This window comes from Chryseobacterium camelliae, from assembly GCF_030818575.1.
Taxonomy (GTDB): domain Bacteria; phylum Bacteroidota; class Bacteroidia; order Flavobacteriales; family Weeksellaceae; genus Chryseobacterium; species Chryseobacterium camelliae_A.
Window position 1 is genome coordinate 3,298,781 of record NZ_JAUTAL010000001.1, and the last position, 17,933, is coordinate 3,316,713.

At 42.0% G+C, this 17,933-nt stretch carries 16 protein-coding genes; 10 read left to right on the plus strand and 6 right to left on the minus strand.

Annotation, left to right across the window (positions count from 1 at the left end; genetic code table 11):
- Nucleotides 1-23: 23 nt before the first annotated feature.
- The 5 genes from QE404_RS15070 to QE404_RS15090 form a co-directional block, all read right to left on the minus strand.
- Nucleotides 24-914, minus strand: a complete 891-nt coding sequence (locus QE404_RS15070; protein WP_307451820.1) for an LpxL/LpxP family acyltransferase — start codon at nt 912-914, stop codon at nt 24-26.
- 104 nt (nt 915-1,018) lie between these two features.
- Complete coding sequence (locus QE404_RS15075; protein ID WP_307451823.1) at nt 1,019-1,273, minus strand: acyl carrier protein; 255 nt, start codon at nt 1,271-1,273, stop codon at nt 1,019-1,021.
- Nucleotides 1,274-1,276: 3 nt separating this feature from the next.
- Nucleotides 1,277-2,497, minus strand: coding sequence for a beta-ketoacyl-[acyl-carrier-protein] synthase family protein (locus QE404_RS15080; protein ID WP_307451825.1), 1,221 nt, complete (start codon nt 2,495-2,497; stop codon nt 1,277-1,279).
- 145 nt (nt 2,498-2,642) lie between these two features.
- Entirely contained in the window at nt 2,643-3,374 is a 732-nt protein-coding gene (fabG, locus tag QE404_RS15085) for a 3-oxoacyl-ACP reductase FabG (RefSeq protein WP_307453411.1), read from the minus strand.
- Between the two features lie 73 nt (nt 3,375-3,447).
- Nucleotides 3,448-4,968 (minus strand): HAL/PAL/TAL family ammonia-lyase, encoded by a 1,521-nt coding sequence (locus tag QE404_RS15090; protein ID WP_307451827.1) that lies wholly within the window; start codon nt 4,966-4,968, stop codon nt 3,448-3,450.
- A 98-nt stretch (nt 4,969-5,066) separates the two neighbouring features.
- Between QE404_RS15090 and QE404_RS15095 the strand changes: the two genes are divergently transcribed.
- Nucleotides 5,067-6,311 carry an NAD(P)/FAD-dependent oxidoreductase gene (locus tag QE404_RS15095; RefSeq protein ID WP_307451829.1) on the plus strand — a complete coding sequence of 415 codons (1,245 nt, stop codon included), beginning with the start codon at nt 5,067-5,069 and terminating at the stop codon, nt 6,309-6,311.
- 76 nt (nt 6,312-6,387) lie between these two features.
- Here QE404_RS15095 and QE404_RS15100 read toward each other — a convergent pair whose 3' ends face one another.
- Nucleotides 6,388-7,680 (minus strand): phenylacetate--CoA ligase family protein, encoded by a 1,293-nt coding sequence (locus QE404_RS15100; protein ID WP_307451830.1) that lies wholly within the window; start codon nt 7,678-7,680, stop codon nt 6,388-6,390.
- A 249-nt stretch (nt 7,681-7,929) separates the two neighbouring features.
- Between QE404_RS15100 and QE404_RS15105 the strand changes: the two genes are divergently transcribed.
- From QE404_RS15105 to trpS, 9 genes are all read left to right on the plus strand, one after another.
- The gene (locus tag QE404_RS15105; RefSeq protein ID WP_307451832.1) at nt 7,930-10,563 is read left to right on the plus strand and encodes a hypothetical protein; all 2,634 of its coding nucleotides are present in this window, start codon (nt 7,930-7,932) and stop codon (nt 10,561-10,563) included.
- 1 nt (nt 10,564) lies between these two features.
- Nucleotides 10,565-10,879 carry a hypothetical protein gene (locus QE404_RS15110; RefSeq protein WP_307451834.1) on the plus strand — a complete coding sequence of 105 codons (315 nt, stop codon included), beginning with the start codon at nt 10,565-10,567 and terminating at the stop codon, nt 10,877-10,879.
- Nucleotides 10,880-11,202: 323 nt separating this feature from the next.
- Nucleotides 11,203-14,598 carry an isoleucine--tRNA ligase gene (gene ileS / locus QE404_RS15115; RefSeq protein ID WP_307451836.1) on the plus strand — a complete coding sequence of 1,132 codons (3,396 nt, stop codon included), beginning with the start codon at nt 11,203-11,205 and terminating at the stop codon, nt 14,596-14,598.
- Nucleotides 14,599-14,658: 60 nt separating this feature from the next.
- Complete coding sequence (locus tag QE404_RS15120) at nt 14,659-15,039, plus strand: TraR/DksA family transcriptional regulator (protein WP_100075899.1); 381 nt, start codon at nt 14,659-14,661, stop codon at nt 15,037-15,039.
- Between the two features lie 80 nt (nt 15,040-15,119).
- A complete protein-coding gene (locus tag QE404_RS15125) occupies nt 15,120-15,365 on the plus strand; it encodes a DUF6576 domain-containing protein (RefSeq protein WP_307451838.1) in 246 nt (81 codons plus the stop codon).
- 17 nt (nt 15,366-15,382) lie between these two features.
- Nucleotides 15,383-15,574 carry a DUF2683 family protein gene (locus QE404_RS15130; RefSeq protein ID WP_307451841.1) on the plus strand — a complete coding sequence of 64 codons (192 nt, stop codon included), beginning with the start codon at nt 15,383-15,385 and terminating at the stop codon, nt 15,572-15,574.
- Nucleotides 15,574-16,212 (plus strand): lipoprotein signal peptidase, encoded by a 639-nt coding sequence (locus QE404_RS15135; protein WP_307451843.1) that lies wholly within the window; start codon nt 15,574-15,576, stop codon nt 16,210-16,212. The genes QE404_RS15130 and QE404_RS15135 overlap by 1 nt, the downstream gene beginning before the upstream one ends.
- A gap of 12 nt (nt 16,213-16,224) precedes the next feature.
- Complete coding sequence (locus QE404_RS15140; RefSeq protein WP_307451845.1) at nt 16,225-16,869, plus strand: SanA/YdcF family protein; 645 nt, start codon at nt 16,225-16,227, stop codon at nt 16,867-16,869.
- Nucleotides 16,870-16,959: 90 nt separating this feature from the next.
- A complete protein-coding gene (gene trpS / locus QE404_RS15145; RefSeq protein ID WP_307451847.1) occupies nt 16,960-17,928 on the plus strand; it encodes a tryptophan--tRNA ligase in 969 nt (322 codons plus the stop codon).
- Nucleotides 17,929-17,933 lie beyond the last annotated feature (5 nt).

Here is a 17,933-nt window from a genome sequence, read left to right on the forward strand (position 1 = left end):
GCGGAAAAGCTGCCATCATATATTTAAGCCTGATCTATATCGTCCCAAAAATCAAAGTAATTAAACCATTGGAGAGGATATTTCCGGATCATTGCTTCAAGATTCCCTGTATAGGAGTTTAAAAGACCCTGAGCGTCCCTTTTTTTAACGTTTTCAGCCATTCTCGCATACAGGTGGTAATGCAGGTTATCTTCCTTCATTACATAGACGTATACCACGGGAACGGCAAGCCGGGAGGCAATCAGGAAAGGGCCTGCCGGGAATCTGGCACTTTTGCCCAACAGTTCTCCCTCAAGGTATTTGGATCCTTCAAAATAACGGTCGCCAGTAAAACAAATGAGCTCATTCCTGGCCAGAGCATCATTGATCTCAAAGATGTGCGACATATCATCTTTCACATAGATGAACTTGGTATTACTTTTCCTTACCGCGACACTGTCAAGGTATTCTTTTATAGCTGTAACTTCCTGATCTGTAGTAACTAAATTAATCTGACAATCAAAATCAATATCTGCAAAAAAATGCTCTGCGATTTCAAAATTACCGATATGCGCACTGATGAGGATGCCGCCCTTTTTTGCCGCCAAAAGGTTCCGGAGGTTTTCTATCCCGTCAAATTCATAGGTGAACTTATCTCTCAGGCCTGCAGAGATTGCAGTCTTATCAATCAGCACCGTTCCGAATGTGAAATAGCTTTTAAAAACGGACCACTTGGCTTTAAAAGGACTGTAATGCAAACGATGATGAAAATAATACCGTATGGACCGGCTGCTTTTTTTCAGGAACAGAAAGTAATAGGCTGCCACAAAATACAGAACGAAATATGAACTTCGGATCCCGATATTCCTGATGCACCAGACAAATATTTTATAGCCTGCAATATTGCCTTTGGATTTGCCTTTCCACTTGTTCACGGTTTTCATTTAGCGATGTCTCGGACTAACAATACACAATAAACCAGAATTAACTGATTCATTTTTAGATCATTAAACTTTAATAAGTAGATTTTAATCGATAATTATGCGTTTTTTTCAGCTATTTTATGTTCAATCTTCGAGTAGAAATCATCGAAGGTCACAATGTTCTTAAAGTCTGCCTCACCCAGCTTCACGCCGAAGTTGGATTCGATAACCACTACCAGGTCAATATAATCGAGGCTATCCAGCCCTAATGTTTTTTTAAAATTGGCTTCGTTGCTGATCTCATCGCTGTCTACCTCAAATTCGTTGACCAGGAAATCATTAACAGTGGCAATAATTTTCTTCCTTTCCATGTTTTATTTATATTTTTTTACTATCAATGCGGAGTTGGTCCCCCCAAATCCGAAAGAATTCGACAAAAATACATCAATTTTTTGACTTTTGGTTTCAGCAATGATATTTATCCTTTGGGCTTCATCATCAGGATGTTCCAGGTTGATATTCGGAGCCACAAAATCGTTTTGCATCATTAATATGGAATAGATCACTTCACTGGCACCCGCCATCCAGCATTCATGCCCTGTCATGGATTTGGTAGAACTCACAGGAATATCCCCGCCGAAAATCTCATAGATCGCCCTGGCTTCATTGGCATCCCCGATAGGCGTGGAAGTAGCGTGGGCGTTGATATAATCGATATCATTCACTGTAAGACCCGACTGTTGAAGTGCGCGTTGCATGGCCAGCGCAGGACCATCTACATTTGGGGTGGAAATATGTCCTCCGTTGGATGAAAATCCGTATCCGGCAATTTCTGCAATGATATGCGCCCCTCTTTTCTGTGCAGATTCCAGGCTTTCCACAATCAGCGTCGCGGCACCACCGCTTGGAATCAGACCGTCCCTTCCTGAGTCAAACGGCCGTGAAGCTTTCGTAGGCTCGTCTTCCCGTACTGAAAACACCCCTAATCCATCAAAACTTGCCATAGAATAGTGGTTGGTTTCCTGTGCGCCTCCACATACAATCATATCCTGAAAGCCGTTTTTAATCATCATATAGGCCAGTCCCAAAGAATGCGATCCGCTGGCGCAGGCTGCACTGATGGTCAGGTTGATGCCCCGTAGCCTGAAGATGGTGGAAAGATTCATGGTTACGGTGGAGTTCATGGATTTGAAAATCGCACCGGAACCCATCAGGGTGGTATCTTTCTTTTCCCGGGCTATATCAATGGATTCCACTACAGCCTGGGATACACTGTCATTGCCGTACAGGATACCGACTTCGTTGGCATCCAGAAAATCCTGGTTGATCCCGGCCTGCTGTAACGCATCCATTGTGGCCAAAAAGGCGTATTCACTCTCCTCGCCCATGCTAACGCGCTGCCTCCTGCTCAGCAGGTTCTTCAGGTCAGGTTTAGGAACAACACCACTGAGCCCGGACCTGAATCCGAACTCTTTTCTTTTATCCACCAGAACAATCCCGGACTTCCCCTTGAGAAGGGACTCTTTCACCTCATCCAGAGAGGTTCCTATGCAGGAATAAATTCCCATTCCGGTAATGACTACCCTATTTTCCATTTACTAAATGTAACAATTTACCAATTTAACAGTGTAACAACTTTTAAGAATATAGTACTTACAATTTTTAATTTTATATAGCCTGAATCAACAACTTAACAATAATCTAATCATAACATTACCAAACTGTTACATCGCTAATTATCTAAGAATAGATTCCCCCGTTGATATTAATGACCTCACCGGTAATATAAGATGCTTTCTTGGAAGCCAGGAAGGCGACCAGGTCTGCCACTTCTTCTACTTCCCCGAAGCGGTTGACCGGAATCATCGCTTTCAGCTCGTCCTCATTAAATTCCTGCGTCATATCGGTTTTAATAAATCCCGGAGCTACGGCATTTACGGTAATATTCCTTTTGGCGACTTCCTGGGCAAGTGCTTTTGTAGCCCCCACCAAAGCTCCTTTAGCAGCAGAATAATTGGTCTGCCCCGCCGTTCCTTTTACACCGGAAACAGACACCATATTAATGATCCTTCCGTATTTGTTGCGCAACAGTTTCTGGATGAAGAAATTCGTTACATTGAAAAAGCCGTTCAGGCTGGTATTGATCACGCTGTTCCAGTCTTCGCTCGGCATCCACATGAACAGTCCGTCTCTGGTAATCCCGGCATTATTCACGATGACTTCAACCACAGAATCCGGATTCTTTTCCTGCCACTGCCCTAATACCTGAAGGGTTTCTTCAGCATTGCCAACATCAAATTTCAGGATTTCACCCGTGGATCCCAGCGCTTCCACTTGAGCAAGCGTTTCTCTTGCTGCCTCTCCATTGGAGGTATAATTGATCAGGATATGATACTTTTTCTCTTCTGCCAGTTTGATGCAGATGGCCCTTCCGATGCCTCTGGAGCCTCCTGTAACAATTGCGCATTTCATATGTTCCTGTTTCATTCGTCTGATTTAATTATATTCTTCATCTTAGATTAAGACAATTCATTATTGGAGAAGGTTACATGCCCTTCAGATATTTCTTTACCTCTTCAAGGTACGGATACATCACCATATCATCTGAAAATACAGGAATGATATTCCGTATTTCATCATACAATGCCTTGGTTGAAGATGAAACCTGATCCTGAAAACCAAGGTAATCAATGGCCTGAACAATGGTTATGGCTTCAATGCTCAGAACTTCAAATGCATTCTCGATCACTTTTCTGCAAATGACCGCAGCATTGGTCCCCATACTGACGATATCCTGATTATCGTTATTGTTAGGGATACTATGGATATACATCGGGTTGGAAAGCATCTGGCTTTCTGCCGTGGTGGACGTTGCCGTGAACTGTACGCCCTGCATCCCGAAATTAAGCCCTAATCTGCCGAGATTGACAAACGGAGGCAGGATCTCATTGATCTTCGCATTCAGAAGATAGTTCAGCTGTCTTTCTGCCAGCATCGTAAGCTTGGTAACGGCAATTTTCAGTTTGTCCATTTCTAGAGCTACGTAATCACCGTGGAAGTTTCCTCCATGGTATACATGCTGGTCTTCAACGTTGATAATCGGATTGTCATTGGCTGAGTTGATCTCATTTTCAAGTACCTTTTCGGTGTATTCCAGGGTATCCAGCACAGGACCGAGGATCTGAGGCACACACCGAAGGGAATAGTATTCCTGAACTTTGTCTTTAAATATCTTTTCCTGTTCCTCAAAACGGGTATACAGGTGGTCTGCTCTTTTACGGATCAGCTTGCTGTCGGCCAGGTGTTCACGCATCCTTTCTGCAATTTTCTGCTGGCCATAATGCCTTTTGGTGGCATTCAGAGCTTCGGAAAGATGGTCATCGTATGCCCGGACAATCTCATTGATCGCGCAGGAAAGCTGTAAGGAAATCTCCGTCAGACGTCCGGCTTTAAATGCATTTACGGCTCCAATTCCTGACATTACGGAAGTTCCGTTCATCAGGGCCAGGCCTTCGCGGATTTCTACAGCTATCGGCTGAAGCCCTTCAGCTTCAAAAACCTCGGCAGTCCGTTTCCTCTGTCCTTTATAAAAAACTTCTCCTTCACCAATCAGTACCAGGGCTAAATGAGCCAGCTGTACCAGATCGCCGCTTGCCCCCACACCGCCGTGTTCAAATATCAGCGGTATAATATCTCTGTTAATCAACTCTTTAAGTAATTCCACCACAGAATGGTGTACTCCGGATTTCCCTAATGAAAGGGTATTCATCCTGGCAAGCATACAGGCTTTGACTTCATCAGCAGGAAGTGGGTTTCCGATACCGGATGAATGGCTCCTGATCAGGTTATACTGAAGCTGGTGCGTATCAGCATCGCCGATCTTGAATTGGGCCATCGGACCGAAACCGGTGTTCACTCCATATATTACTTTATCTTTAGAAAATTCTTTTAAAAAACGAAAACTTTCCTCTACTCTCATTAAAAGTGCGTCATCCAGTTCTATATTTTCATTTTCAATAATGATTTTCTGAAAGTCCTTCAGTTCTAAAAAGTTATTTATTTTCATCAATCAAAGTTAATGTAATATATATTTGTAAATTATTAATTAATTGTCATTAATTTTGCGGCAAAGATAAAAGTTATTATTAAAATAAAAAATCAAAGATGACTAAAGAATGGGTTGATGTCCTCGTTATTGGGGCCGGGCCTTCGGGATGCGTATCTTCTTCTTATTTAAAGAACAACGGCATCAACGTAAAAGTGGTTGAGAAAACCCTGTTCCCGCGTCTGGTGGTAGGCGAGAGTCTTATACCCCGCGTTATGGACCACTTTGATGAGGCAGGGCTGTTCCCGGCACTGGACGCTATGGGTTTTGAAAAAAAACTGGGTGCCCGGTTCCTGCGTGGAGAAGAAGTATGTATTTTTGATTTCAGCAACAAATTCGGCGAAGGTTGGGATTGGACGTGGCAGGTTCCGAGAGCAGATTTTGACAATGCCTTAGCCCAGGAAGTCATTAAAAAAGGTGTTGACCTGGAATTTGAAACCGAGGTAACCGGAATCACCTTTAACGGAACTGATTCGGTAACTACCGTAAAGAACAAAAACGGGGAAACCAAAGAGATCCACGCAAAATTCGTGATTGATTCCAGCGGCTACGGAAGAGTTTTGCCGAGGCTTCTGGATCTGGAAAAACCTTCAAAGCTGTCACCTCATTCGGCTATTTTCTCCCATGTACAAGACATTAACCGGGAAGAAGGCACAGAAGGAACCCTCATTTCATTTGACATTATAGAAACGGAAGTCTGGCTTTGGGTGATCCCTTTCTCCAATGGCAATACCAGTGTTGGCATTGTGGGTCCCACAGAATATATTGAACTGCTATCGGAAAACGGAGACCCCGCAGAAGCCTTAAGAAAGGCGATTTCCCTTTCGGATTATTATGTAAAACGCTTCGGAGCGGTTGATTTCCTTTTTGAGCCGAGGCACCTGAAAGATTATTCCTGTTCGGTAAAAAGCCTATTCGGAGATGGATTTGCCTTAACGGGAAATGCTTCGGAATTCCTTGATCCGGTATTCTCTTCAGGGATGGCCTTCGCCACAGAATCCGGAATGCTTGCCGCCAAACTGGCTTTACGGCAGCTGAACGGCGAAACGATCGACTGGCAGAAGGAATATTCAGATTACATCTTATATGGTGTAGATGTATTTACAACTTACGTAAAAGAATGGTATACCGGCAATCTTCAGGAGCTGTTTTTCCATCAGCCGGAAAACCCGGATGTTAAAAGGAAAATCTGCGCGGTTTTAGCCGGCTACGTCTGGAACAAAAAAAATACATTCGTCAGGATACACGACACGGCTGTTAAAAATCTAGCAGAATTTATTAAAGCAGAAAAAATCAAGTCATAAAAAATCCGCTTCCATCACAGGAGGCGGATTTACTTTTTATATTCAACCTGAAATTATTCAGCTGCAATCAGGTCTGCTACCTCAAATCTACCAGCGTAATCGGCTTCCTGCTGTTCGGATGAAAGACTTCTTTTGATAAAACATCGAAATCAACGAGTTCAATTTTAGGGCTTACCCTAAGTTTGGCCCGGAAATGATCCTTCACTGCGCCCACAAACTCTTCATCTGCATGTTCCGAACTCAGTTTGATGATGATTTCATCCAATCCGATGTCACTGGAATGAATGACGATCTGGTAACACTGGATCCCGCTGAAATCATTCAGGATATCATGCATCGCAGGCGGGTATAAAGTAGTGCCTTTATATTTAATCATCTGCTGCTTTCTGCCGATGACCGGACCCAGCCTCATGGTATTTCTGCCACATCGGCAAGGCTCATAATGTGCCTGCACAATATCCCCGGTCTTAAACCTAAGCAAGGGCATCGCCTCAACACCTAAAGTCGTAATCGTCAGTTCGCCACTCTCTCCTTCCGCAATCGGATTTCCCGAGTCATCCAAAATTTCTGTGATGATAAGTTCCGGATGGTGATGCCCTCCTGCCTGAAACTCACATTCGGTGAAGGCCGTACTCATTTCCGTGGAAGCATAAGTGGAAAACAACTGGATGTCCCACTTTTCTTTGATCTTTTTTGAAAGGATATTGTCTGTAAAATCCTGATTTTTGATGCTTTCTCCGATGCACACTGCACCATAAACGCTGGAATTTTTATAATCAATACCATTCTTTTCAGCATAGTCGATCATCTTCAGCAGGAAGGAAGGAACCGTAATCAGGTATTTCGGCTGGTACCGGAATATGGAATCCCATTGCAGCTCCGGAATCCCCGGTCCCATCCTTACGACGCTTGCTCCCATTTTTCTCAGCCCTAAAAAATAAGCCAATCCGGCCATAAAGCGTTTGTCAATGGTAGTGATCATCTGCACCACATCACCTTTTTTAATCCCGGCACAGGCAAAGGAAACAGCCTCGTTATAAGACAGTCTTTCAAGGTCCTGGTCTGATAATCCGAATGTTACCGGATCTCCCAGCGTACCTGAAGTTGTGCTGTAATCCACAATTTTATCCGGTGTAATGCAGAAGAAGTCATGGTTGTATTGCTGCAGGTCATCCTTTGTGGTTACAGGAATTTTCTGCAGGTCTTCCAGGGTCCTTATATCATGAATATGGATGCTGTTATCTTTAAACAGCCTCTGGTAAAACGGTGACCGGTCCTGAAGATAAATCAACAGTTCGCGGAGTTTCTGCTCCTGAAACTTTTTGATTTCCTGAATGTCGGCTTTTTCAATGGATGGATAGAGTTCCAATGGGTTTTATTTTAATGGACAAATGTATTTAAAATTAAAGATTATTGAACAATGAATATAAAAATAAAGCCTGTGTATCCACTTAAGATGTCTTTTTTGAAACATCATAATTTATTTTTTTACGTCAAGTTCTGTCGTTAACGGCATTGATATTTGCATTGAAGCTATTGAGACATTGGCTTAATGCCATCTCAATGATCTGAATACTATATGAACAATATGAAATATTAATAATGAAAAAACTTAAAGATGAATTTTAAAAACTCTTTAAAAGGGATGGATGATTTTGACAGGATCAGCCGGGAAATATGGGCAGATATGAGAGGAGAAAAAATCGCTACCAATTCCATAGAACCTTTTTTTACAAATCTGTGGGTAGATGAAAGAAAGCTTTTCACATTACTTGCTTCTTCAACAGATTTTAACACGTATCTGTTTGATGCCAAGAAAAACTTTATCAATTATGCTCAGGAAGTAGAACAAGTAAACCTGAAAGAAATACCTCCGGCAAAGATTGACAATGTAAAAGTAAAGGCCAAGATGATTGAGAAATTAATTATCCAGGAGCCTAAGCTGGATGAAAAACAATTTCAAAACTCTTTTCTGGAACGCCTTGATCAAAAGGTCTGGGTCAATGTAAGCCCAGGTTATATTGACCCACGAAAATACACCCATCACACGGAGATCGGAATCAGCGAGAGAAAAATAGAATGTACGATCAATATCCCTTATCGTAACTACCACCGGGAAGCCACAAAAACAGTAATAAACGAGACGGAAGCCACTGTACATTATTCTTCAGAATCTCCTGATGCCATACAAATCAGGCTGAGCGATGCAGAAGACTATATGGCTGCTATCACCTACCTTTTTCCGTACCATCGACAGGAGGCACAGGTTGCGCTTATATCCCATTTTGAAGAGGCCGGAAACGGGCTTACCTCTATTGATGACCTGATGTTCTTCTACAACCAGCTTCCTAATTTTGCCCTGACCGGGGTGGATTACAAAGGAAAAGCTAAGAAACTTTCAGACGGGATGTTATGGGATCATTTTTTGCAGTTTTTAAATTTTGATTCCCAATTAATCCGTGATGTAGATTCAATAGGCAAAGCCGCTGCTTTGGCAGTAGAGCCTTTCCGCGATAAAAGCCGTTATGCGATCCGTATTCTAACAGCCATTTCCGGGGAATTTGTTTACAAAAAAATAAAAAATGACCCTAAGCTTATTCTTCATATTTATCATTCTTTAGACGGAGAGAGTGTTTATATGGGAAAAGGCATCATTGCAGATACCACACAGGCCGCTTATGGACAAATGTATGAAAACAAGGAACTTTTCGTCATTTATGTAACGGCGTTCATGCAGGCACAGCATGCTACGGATGATGCTCATCAGCCTCTGGACAGAGGTTCCCTTTTCGCATTAGGTGTGAGCAGGGATTCTGATACGATAGAAAGGCATTGTGAGTTGACAGGGTATTTTATGGAAGGAGATCCTAACAATATCGTAACCTTGATTAATACTGTAAAAGTATTTAATCTGAAAACAAAGGAGATTGAAGCTGAAAACGAAATTGAAAACGGAGAATTCAGACCACTGGATATGCTGCACCTGAAGGTGTATGAAAAGATGAAGCTTCGGACGGGTACCGTTCAAACCCTTGAAACCGATACTGAAGTTCCTGCATTATTCTTGTATCACATCGCGCAAAAGAAAGCCGCTGAAGATGCATTAAGATGTCTCCGCGTCGCCGCGGATCTCATGGTTATCTCAGCCAGTCTTGCGACCATTGAATCCGGAGTTTCAGGATTGCCTTTATATGCGGCTTATGCAGATATCGGAGTGGCCCTTTCAGATTTTTATATAGAGACCCGCCTCAGAGATGAGCTTAAGATGACCACCAGAGGAAAAAAGCTTTTAAAATTATGGGATGATATTTATATGGTTCAGGGTACGGCAAGTGCAATGGCAAGTATGCTGACTAAAGCAGAAAAAGCACTGGATGTCACCGTAGAAGTACTGTATACTTCCCGATATCCGCGTCAACAGGAAAGCCTGCAAAAATTAATTAAAAATGCATTATATTCGTTTCCTTTAAGGGATTATTCTAAGAACGGATTAAGGGTTCTTTTAAAAGACGGCATTAAAAAGGTTACCGAGCATTCTTCTGATTTTGAGAAGCTGAATGTACTTTTTATAGAAAATGCACAGAAAGAAATAGCAGTCCTCTATAAAGGAAAAAAGTTTTTTCAAGCAAATTCTGCTGGAAGAACGGGTAAATTTTTAGATTATCTCTACAGAAAAGCTAGCGGTAATATCACAAAGCTTGATGAAGAGATAAGCCGCCTTGCAGGAATGGCGGAAAATGTTCCTCCTAACTTCAGTATGAAAGCAGAAGAGTTTGAAGCAGGATGGAAAGCTCTTCAGGAAGCTATAGTTGGAGGTAAAATTACTGGTGAAAATGCAATTGATTACATTTATGAAGTACTACCATATTTTAATCATCACGTGGTAAATGGAGAAGTTGTTATGATTTCTAATACTAATTGTGTAAATGTGGTTAAAAATGTAATAGAATATCTAACAACAGGTAAATTGAAGACTGCATTACCTTCTGAAGGACAAGAAGTTGATTTATTAGAACAAATTTATAATGATAAGTTTAAACCAACAACTTTAGAAGCTCTCAAGGCAGAGGAAGGAATGAAAGAAGGAGAAATTGGGATTATTTTTGCGTACAAAAATATTTCCACAACTATTAAAGGTCATGTTTTTAATATTGTTAAAAAGAATAACAGGCTGATTCTGCCCGATGGACAGTTTGGAATATTAGCCAGAACAAGAGACTATAAATATTTTGAATATATTAAAGTAAAATAAGATGATGCTAAGTAATGAAAAAATAGATAAAATCGCAGAAAGATATGTAAAAATGATATCTGAAAATATAAACGTAGAATTAATTATTCCCAAAGATATTATAATTGATAAATCTTATGGAAGAATTTATTTTTATGGAGCTAAAGATTACAAGAAACATCGACTGGCAGGTAATGGCCCATTTCTAGTAAAAAATGACACAGGCATTGTAATTCCGTTTGGTACCGCTATGGATGTTGATTACTATATTAAGGGATATGAGGATGGCACCTGGAAACCTGCGTCATATGGCGTTTGGGATCCTAATCAGAATTAACGATAAGCTACACATCTATACTAAATAAGTTCCACTCAGCAATTTTCAATAATAAACAGCCACTCTCGGGTGGCTGTATCCATTCAGGCTGTAAGCAATGATAACAGCATTATTAATGTATTCCAAATATCCTGATTGTATGGTAAAATAGCACACCCAATTCACTGATTCACGATTCACCATTCACTTTTCCCCTCATTTCCCGTTTATATTTCTGAAACAGAACTTTTTAATCGGCAGATCCCCAGAAAACATATCTTATAAACCGGCAAAATTTAGTAAATTTGCCAACTTAATTAATCAATCGATATTGAGATCATACAATGAGCCAGTTTAAAGAATACAAAAACCTCAACCTTATTGATATAGCCGACAATGTAGCGGAGTTCTGGAAACAGAATAAAACCTTCAGTAAGAGCGTTGAGATCCGTGAAGGACAGCCTGAGTTTGTTTTTTATGAAGGACCACCTTCAGCAAACGGGATGCCCGGAATTCACCACGTAATGGCCAGGGCTTTAAAGGATATTTTCTGTCGTTACCAGACCCAGAACGGAAAGCAGGTGTTCCGTAAAGCGGGTTGGGATACGCACGGACTGCCGGTAGAGCTGGGTGTGGAAAAAGAATTAGGAATCACTAAAGAAGATATTGGCAAAAAGATTTCAATTGAAGATTATAACAAAGCCTGCCGTGAAGCGGTGATGCGCTATACGGACGTGTGGAATAACCTGACCGAGAAAATCGGGTATTGGGTAGACCTGGATGATCCGTATATCACCTACAAATCCAAATACATGGAAACGGTATGGTGGCTGTTGAAGCAGCTGTACGATAAAGAATTGCTGTACAAAGGATACACCATCCAGCCGTATTCCCCGAAAGCAGGAACAGGGCTTTCTTCCCATGAGCTGAACCAGCCGGGAACTTACAGAGATGTTTCGGATACGACGGTAGTAGCACAGTTCAAGGTAAAAAAGGAATCTTCAGAGCTTTTCCGTGATGTGGAAGGTGATGTAAGCATCCTGGCCTGGACGACTACCCCATGGACGCTCCCATCCAACACAGCTCTTACCGTAGGAAGAGACATCGAATATGTACTGGTAAAAACCTTTAACCAATATACTTTTGAACCGGTAACTGTTGTTTTGGCCGGAGTTCTTCTGCCTAAAGTCTTCGGTAAGAAGTATGCGGAAGGAACAGACGAAGATTTTGCCAGCTATACTGCAGAAAGCAAAACCATCCCTTTTAAAATCCTAAAAGAATTTACAGGGGAAAAACTGGTAGACACAAGATATGAACAATTAGTGCCTTGGTTTACCCCGAATGACCATCCTGAAAACGCTTTCCGTGTGATCTTAGGGGATTTCGTAACCACAGAAGACGGAACAGGAATCGTTCATACCGCTCCGACCTTCGGTGCCGATGATGCTCGGGTGGCTAAAATGGCCCAGCCTGAAATTCCGCCGATGTTGGTTGAGGATGAAAATGATAACCTGGTGCCGCTGGTAGATTTACAGGGAAAATTTATCAAAGGAGAACATGTTCCTGAACTGTTTGCAGGAAAATACATCAAAAATGAATATTACGATGAAGGCACAGCTCCGGAGAAATCATGGGATGTTGAGCTGGCGATCTTGTTAAAGACTGAAAACAAAGCCTTCAAAGTAGAAAAATATGTCCACAGCTATCCACACTGCTGGCGAACCGACAAGCCGGTATTGTATTACCCGCTGGATTCCTGGTTCGTGAAAATGACGGCCGTAAAGGAAAGGCTGGTCAACCTGAACAAGGAAATCAACTGGAAGCCGAAAGCCACCGGTGAAGGCCGTTTCGCCAACTGGCTTGAAAATGTAAACGACTGGAATTTATCACGTTCAAGATATTGGGGGATTCCGTTGCCAATCTGGAGAACAGATGACCTGAAAGAAGAAAAGATCATAGGTTCCGTAGAAGAGCTGTACAATGAAATCGAAAAATCGGTAGCGGCAGGACTTATGGCAGAGAATCCTTTCAAGGGCTTTGTGATCGGGAATATGTCTGAGCAAAACTATGCTTTGGTAGACCTGCATAAAAATGTAGTGGATAAAGTAGTACTTGTTTCGGATTCCGGAAAAACGATGAAGCGCGAAAGCGACCTGATCGACGTATGGTTCGATTCCGGGTCTATGCCGTACGCACAACTGCACTACCCTTTTGAAAATAAAGAATTAATCGACAGCCATAAAGCCTTCCCGGCAGATTTCATCGCTGAGGGAGTAGACCAGACCCGCGGATGGTTTTATACGTTGCATGCCATCGGAACAGCGGTATTTGATTCCGTTGCCTATAAAAATGTAATGAGCAACGGGCTTGTCCTGGATAAAAACGGACAGAAAATGTCCAAACGTCTCGGAAATGCCGTAGATCCGTTTGAAACGCTTGCGGTATACGGACCAGATGCCACGCGCTGGTATATGATCTCCAATGCAAATCCTTGGGAGAACCTGAAATTTGACATTGAAGGGATAGACGAAGTAAGGAGAAAGTTCTTCGGGACATTATACAATACGTACTCTTTCCTGGCTTTGTATGCTAATGTTGACGGATTCACCTATGCTGAAAAAGACGTTGAAAACCGTCCGGAAATCGACCGCTGGATCCTTTCTGAACTGAACCTTTTAATTAAGGAAGTTAAATCTTTCTATGAAGATTATGAACCTACACGGGTAGCCAGAGCGATCAGCACTTTTGTAAATGACAACCTGAGCAACTGGTACGTTAGGTTATGCAGAAGGCGTTTCTGGAAAGGGGAATATTCAGAAGATAAAATCTCCGCTTACCAGACCCTGTATACCTGTCTTGAGGTGATCGCCAAATTATCAGCGCCTATTGCCCCGTTCTTCATGGACCAGCTGTATCAGGATCTCAATGCTGTTACCGGAAAAGAGCAATACGAATCGGTACATCTTACCGATTTCCCTGTGGCAGATGAAAGCCTGATTGATCAGGACCTGGTTGAGAAAACCCACCTGGCACAGAATATTACCAGCATGGTATTCTCTTTAAGAAAGAAAGAGAATGTGAAAGTACGCCAGCCATTGCAGAAGGTACTGATCCCGGTGCTGGATGCCAAAGCAGAAGCGCAAATCCTGGCTGTTGCCGACCTGATCAAACAGGAGGTAAACGTAAAGGAACTTCAGCTGATCAATGCGGAAGAAGCTTCCCACCTGATTGTAAAGCAGATCAAACCGAACTTCAAAGCCCTGGGCCCTAAACTGGGCAAAGATATGAAGACCGTAGGCGGGGCCATTGCCGGATTTGCAGCAGAACAGATTACAGAGCTCGAAAAAAAGGGAAGTATTGACGTTCAGGGATATGAGATCACATTGGATGACGTGGAAATTTCTACCAAAGACATCCCGGGCTGGACAGTAACTTCTGACGGTAAAACAACTGTGGCATTAGATTTGAAGTTGACTGACGAGTTAAAATCTGAAGGGATTGCCAGAGAGTTCATTAACAGAATCCAGAACCTGAGAAAGGACAAAGATTTCGAACTGACAGACCGGATCATCATTTCAATAGAGGAAAATACACCTTTCCTGAATGATATCATGAAGAACAAAGAATATATTTCTTCCGAAGTGCTGTCCGATGAAATAAAAACGGCACCTTCCCTTGAAAATTTTAATGAAATTGAAATTGATGAGGTTAGTTTTAAGATAAATATTCAGAAAAATTAACATTTAGTTATTGTATTTCAAATTCCATTTCATAAATTTATTAAAAAAGAGAAGAACAACATGACAGACGAGAGAATCAGATACAGCGATTCCGATTTACAGGAATTCAAAGCCATTATCCGTGAAAAAATAGAAAAAGCAGAAAGGGACCTGCAACTGATCCGTGAAAGCTTTATCAACGACCAGAATAATGGGACGGACGATACTTCCCCTACTTTCAAGGCATTTGAAGAAGGGGCTGAGACACTGAGCAAAGAGCAGAATTCAATCCTTGCTGGGAGACAGGAAAAATTTGTGCGCGACCTTAAAAATGCACTGATCCGTATTGAAAACAAAACATACGGCGTATGCAGGGTTACCGGTAAACTGATCCCTAAAGAAAGGCTTCTTGCCGTGCCTCATGCTACCCTGAGCATCGAAGCTAAGAACATGCAGAAATAACGATTCGTTTATCATCATACATTTAGGTTTATATCATATTATAATAAAATATGGTATAAACCTAATTTTTAATTTCCACCATGACGGAATTGTTAATTTTAATTCTTATTATTGCTGCCATATTGGCGTTCTTTAACCGCAACTGGATAAAGGACAGATTTTTCCCGGACCGTCAGAAAAACTATACGATCGATGACCGGTTCAACTCGGAAAAGCGCGAGCGGGAAAAAGAAATAGACCGGCTGTTAAGTAAAATGGGCAGGAACGGCATCAACGACCTGTCTGCAAAAGACAGGAAACGGCTCGACGAACTGTCTAAAAAGTAAAATTCATATTACATACAATGGAATCCATAATTGTCCACACCAAAAATGCCATGGAACTAAGTGCGCTGAAAAGCGTGTTGAAAGAAATGAATATCAAATTCGAAAAATTCCACACCAAGAATACGCACCACAACCAGAAGACGATTAAAAAAATCGTTGACCAGAAAAATGAGAAAATAGGAAAACCATCAAAACCTAAAGGACTGTAATGAAAAAGATTGTATGGGTCACTTTCCTTATTTTATTGATTGATCAGGCTTCAAAAATTTACGTAAAAACGCATTTTAATCTGGATGACAGCATTCCGGTATTCCCCGGATTCAAGCTGACCTTTGTAGAAAACCCGGGTATGGCTTACGGACTGCACTTCGGTGGAGTGATTGGTAAATATTTCCTGGTAATGGTACGAATCTTCCTGATTGGAGGAATGATCTACCTTTTCAGAAAATGGGTCCAGAAAGGGGAATCCAATTATCTTCTGATTCCCATGGCCATGATCTTCGCAGGAGCAATCGGAAATCTTATTGACGGAATGTTCTATGGGCTGATCTTCGACAGCGGAACCGTCTATGACGCCAGCATTGACCGCTGGATAGGATATGGCGGTATTTCCAAGATGGTACCTTTCGGGCACGGATATTCCACTTTCATGAGAGGCTGCGTGGTAGACATGCTCCATTTCCCTCTGGTAGACTGGAATGTTCCTGAGAGCTGGCCTGTGATCGGCGGCAAACACATTGAGTTCTTCAAATACATCTTTAATGTTGCCGATTCGGCCATTACGGTAGGCGCCGTCTTACTGTTAGTCTTCAGGAAAAAGGCCTTCCCGAACGGGCTGGAATTTTAATATCAACCCATAATGAAAAAATTCATTAAAAATATTCTTATCCTTTTCCTGCTGCTTTTTGTTGCAGGAATTGTTTTTATTGCCTGGGCAAACTACAGCATTAAAGAAAACAGTGACCCTTATATTTCATACAGCATTGCTGATCTTCCTGAAACCAAGACTGCCCTGCTTCTGGGTACCAGCAAAAACCTGGATAACGGACTGCCTAATGCTTACTTCTACAACCGGATTCAAGCGGCAATCGACCTGTACAAAAGCGGGAAGATCAAATATATTATCGTAAGCGGCGATAACAGCAGGAAAGATTATAACGAGCCTGAAGACATGCAGCTTACCCTAATGAAATACGGCATCCCTAAAGACCGTATTTATGCGGATTTTGCAGGATTCAGGACCCTGGACTCCGTTGTGCGGGCCAAAGACATTTTCGGGCAGAAAAAAATTATCATTATTTCCCAGAAGTTCCATAACGAGAGAGCAGTCTTTCTCGGAAGGAAAAACGGAATTGAGTCATATGGCTATAATGCCAATGATGTAAGCAAAAATGCAGGCTTTAAAACCCACATGAGGGAATACCTGGCCAAGGCAAAAGTATACTGGGACCTGCTGTTCGGCGTAGAGCCTAAATTCGGGGGCAAAAAAATCATCATTCCCTGAATTCTGGGCCGCCAAATAATCTCATGCATCGTTGAAATGCGTGGGAAGAAATAATTACATTTGCAGTTCATTAATTTTAATCATAAAACAATGTCAAGAATTCTTACCGGCATTCAAGCCACCGGAACCCCGCACCTTGGGAACCTTTTAGGTGCGATTATTCCTGCCATAGAGCTATCCAAGCAGGAAGGAAACGAATCATTTTTATTCATCGCGAATCTTCATTCTTTAACCCAGATTAAGAACGCGGAAGAACTGAAACAGAATACCTACGAGATTGCTGCGGCTTGGCTTGCTTGTGGGCTGGATACGGAAAAAACATTCTTCTACAGGCAGAGCGACATCCCTGAAACCTGTGAACTTTCTTGGCAATTATCCTGTTTTTTTCCATATCAGAGACTTACTTTAGCGCATTCATTCAAGGATAAGGCAGACCGGCTGCAGGATGTGAATGCAGGGCTGTTTACCTACCCGCTTCTGATGGCTGCGGATATTTTACTGTATGATGCAGAAATTGTTCCTGTAGGTAAAGACCAGCTTCAGCACCTTGAGTATGCCAGAGATGTTGCCTCAAGGTTTAACAACCAGATGGGTGAAACTTTTATCCTTCCGCAATCTGAACTTCAGGAAGATACCAAATATGTTCCGGGAACCGATGGTAATAAAATGTCAAAATCCAGAGGGAATATCATCAATATTTTCCTTCCGGAAAAAGAACTGAAAAAACAGGTGATGAGCATCGAAACTGATTCCAAGACCCTGGAAGAACCCAAAGACCCGGAAACAGATAAAATATTTGCAATCTACCAGCTGATTGCCACTCCTGAGCAGACAGAAGAACTCAGAGCCAAGTACCTGGCCGGAAACTTCGGGTACGGCCATGCCAAAAAAGAACTTCTGGATCTGATCCTTGTGAGGTTTGCGAAAGAAAGGGAACTTTTCTCATTTTATATGAATAACCTGGACCAGCTTGAGACCAAACTTCAGGAAGGAGCAGCAAAAACAAGGGTAATTGCTGTGGAAACAATGAAGCGTGTGAGGGCAAGCTTAGGCGTCTAACGATA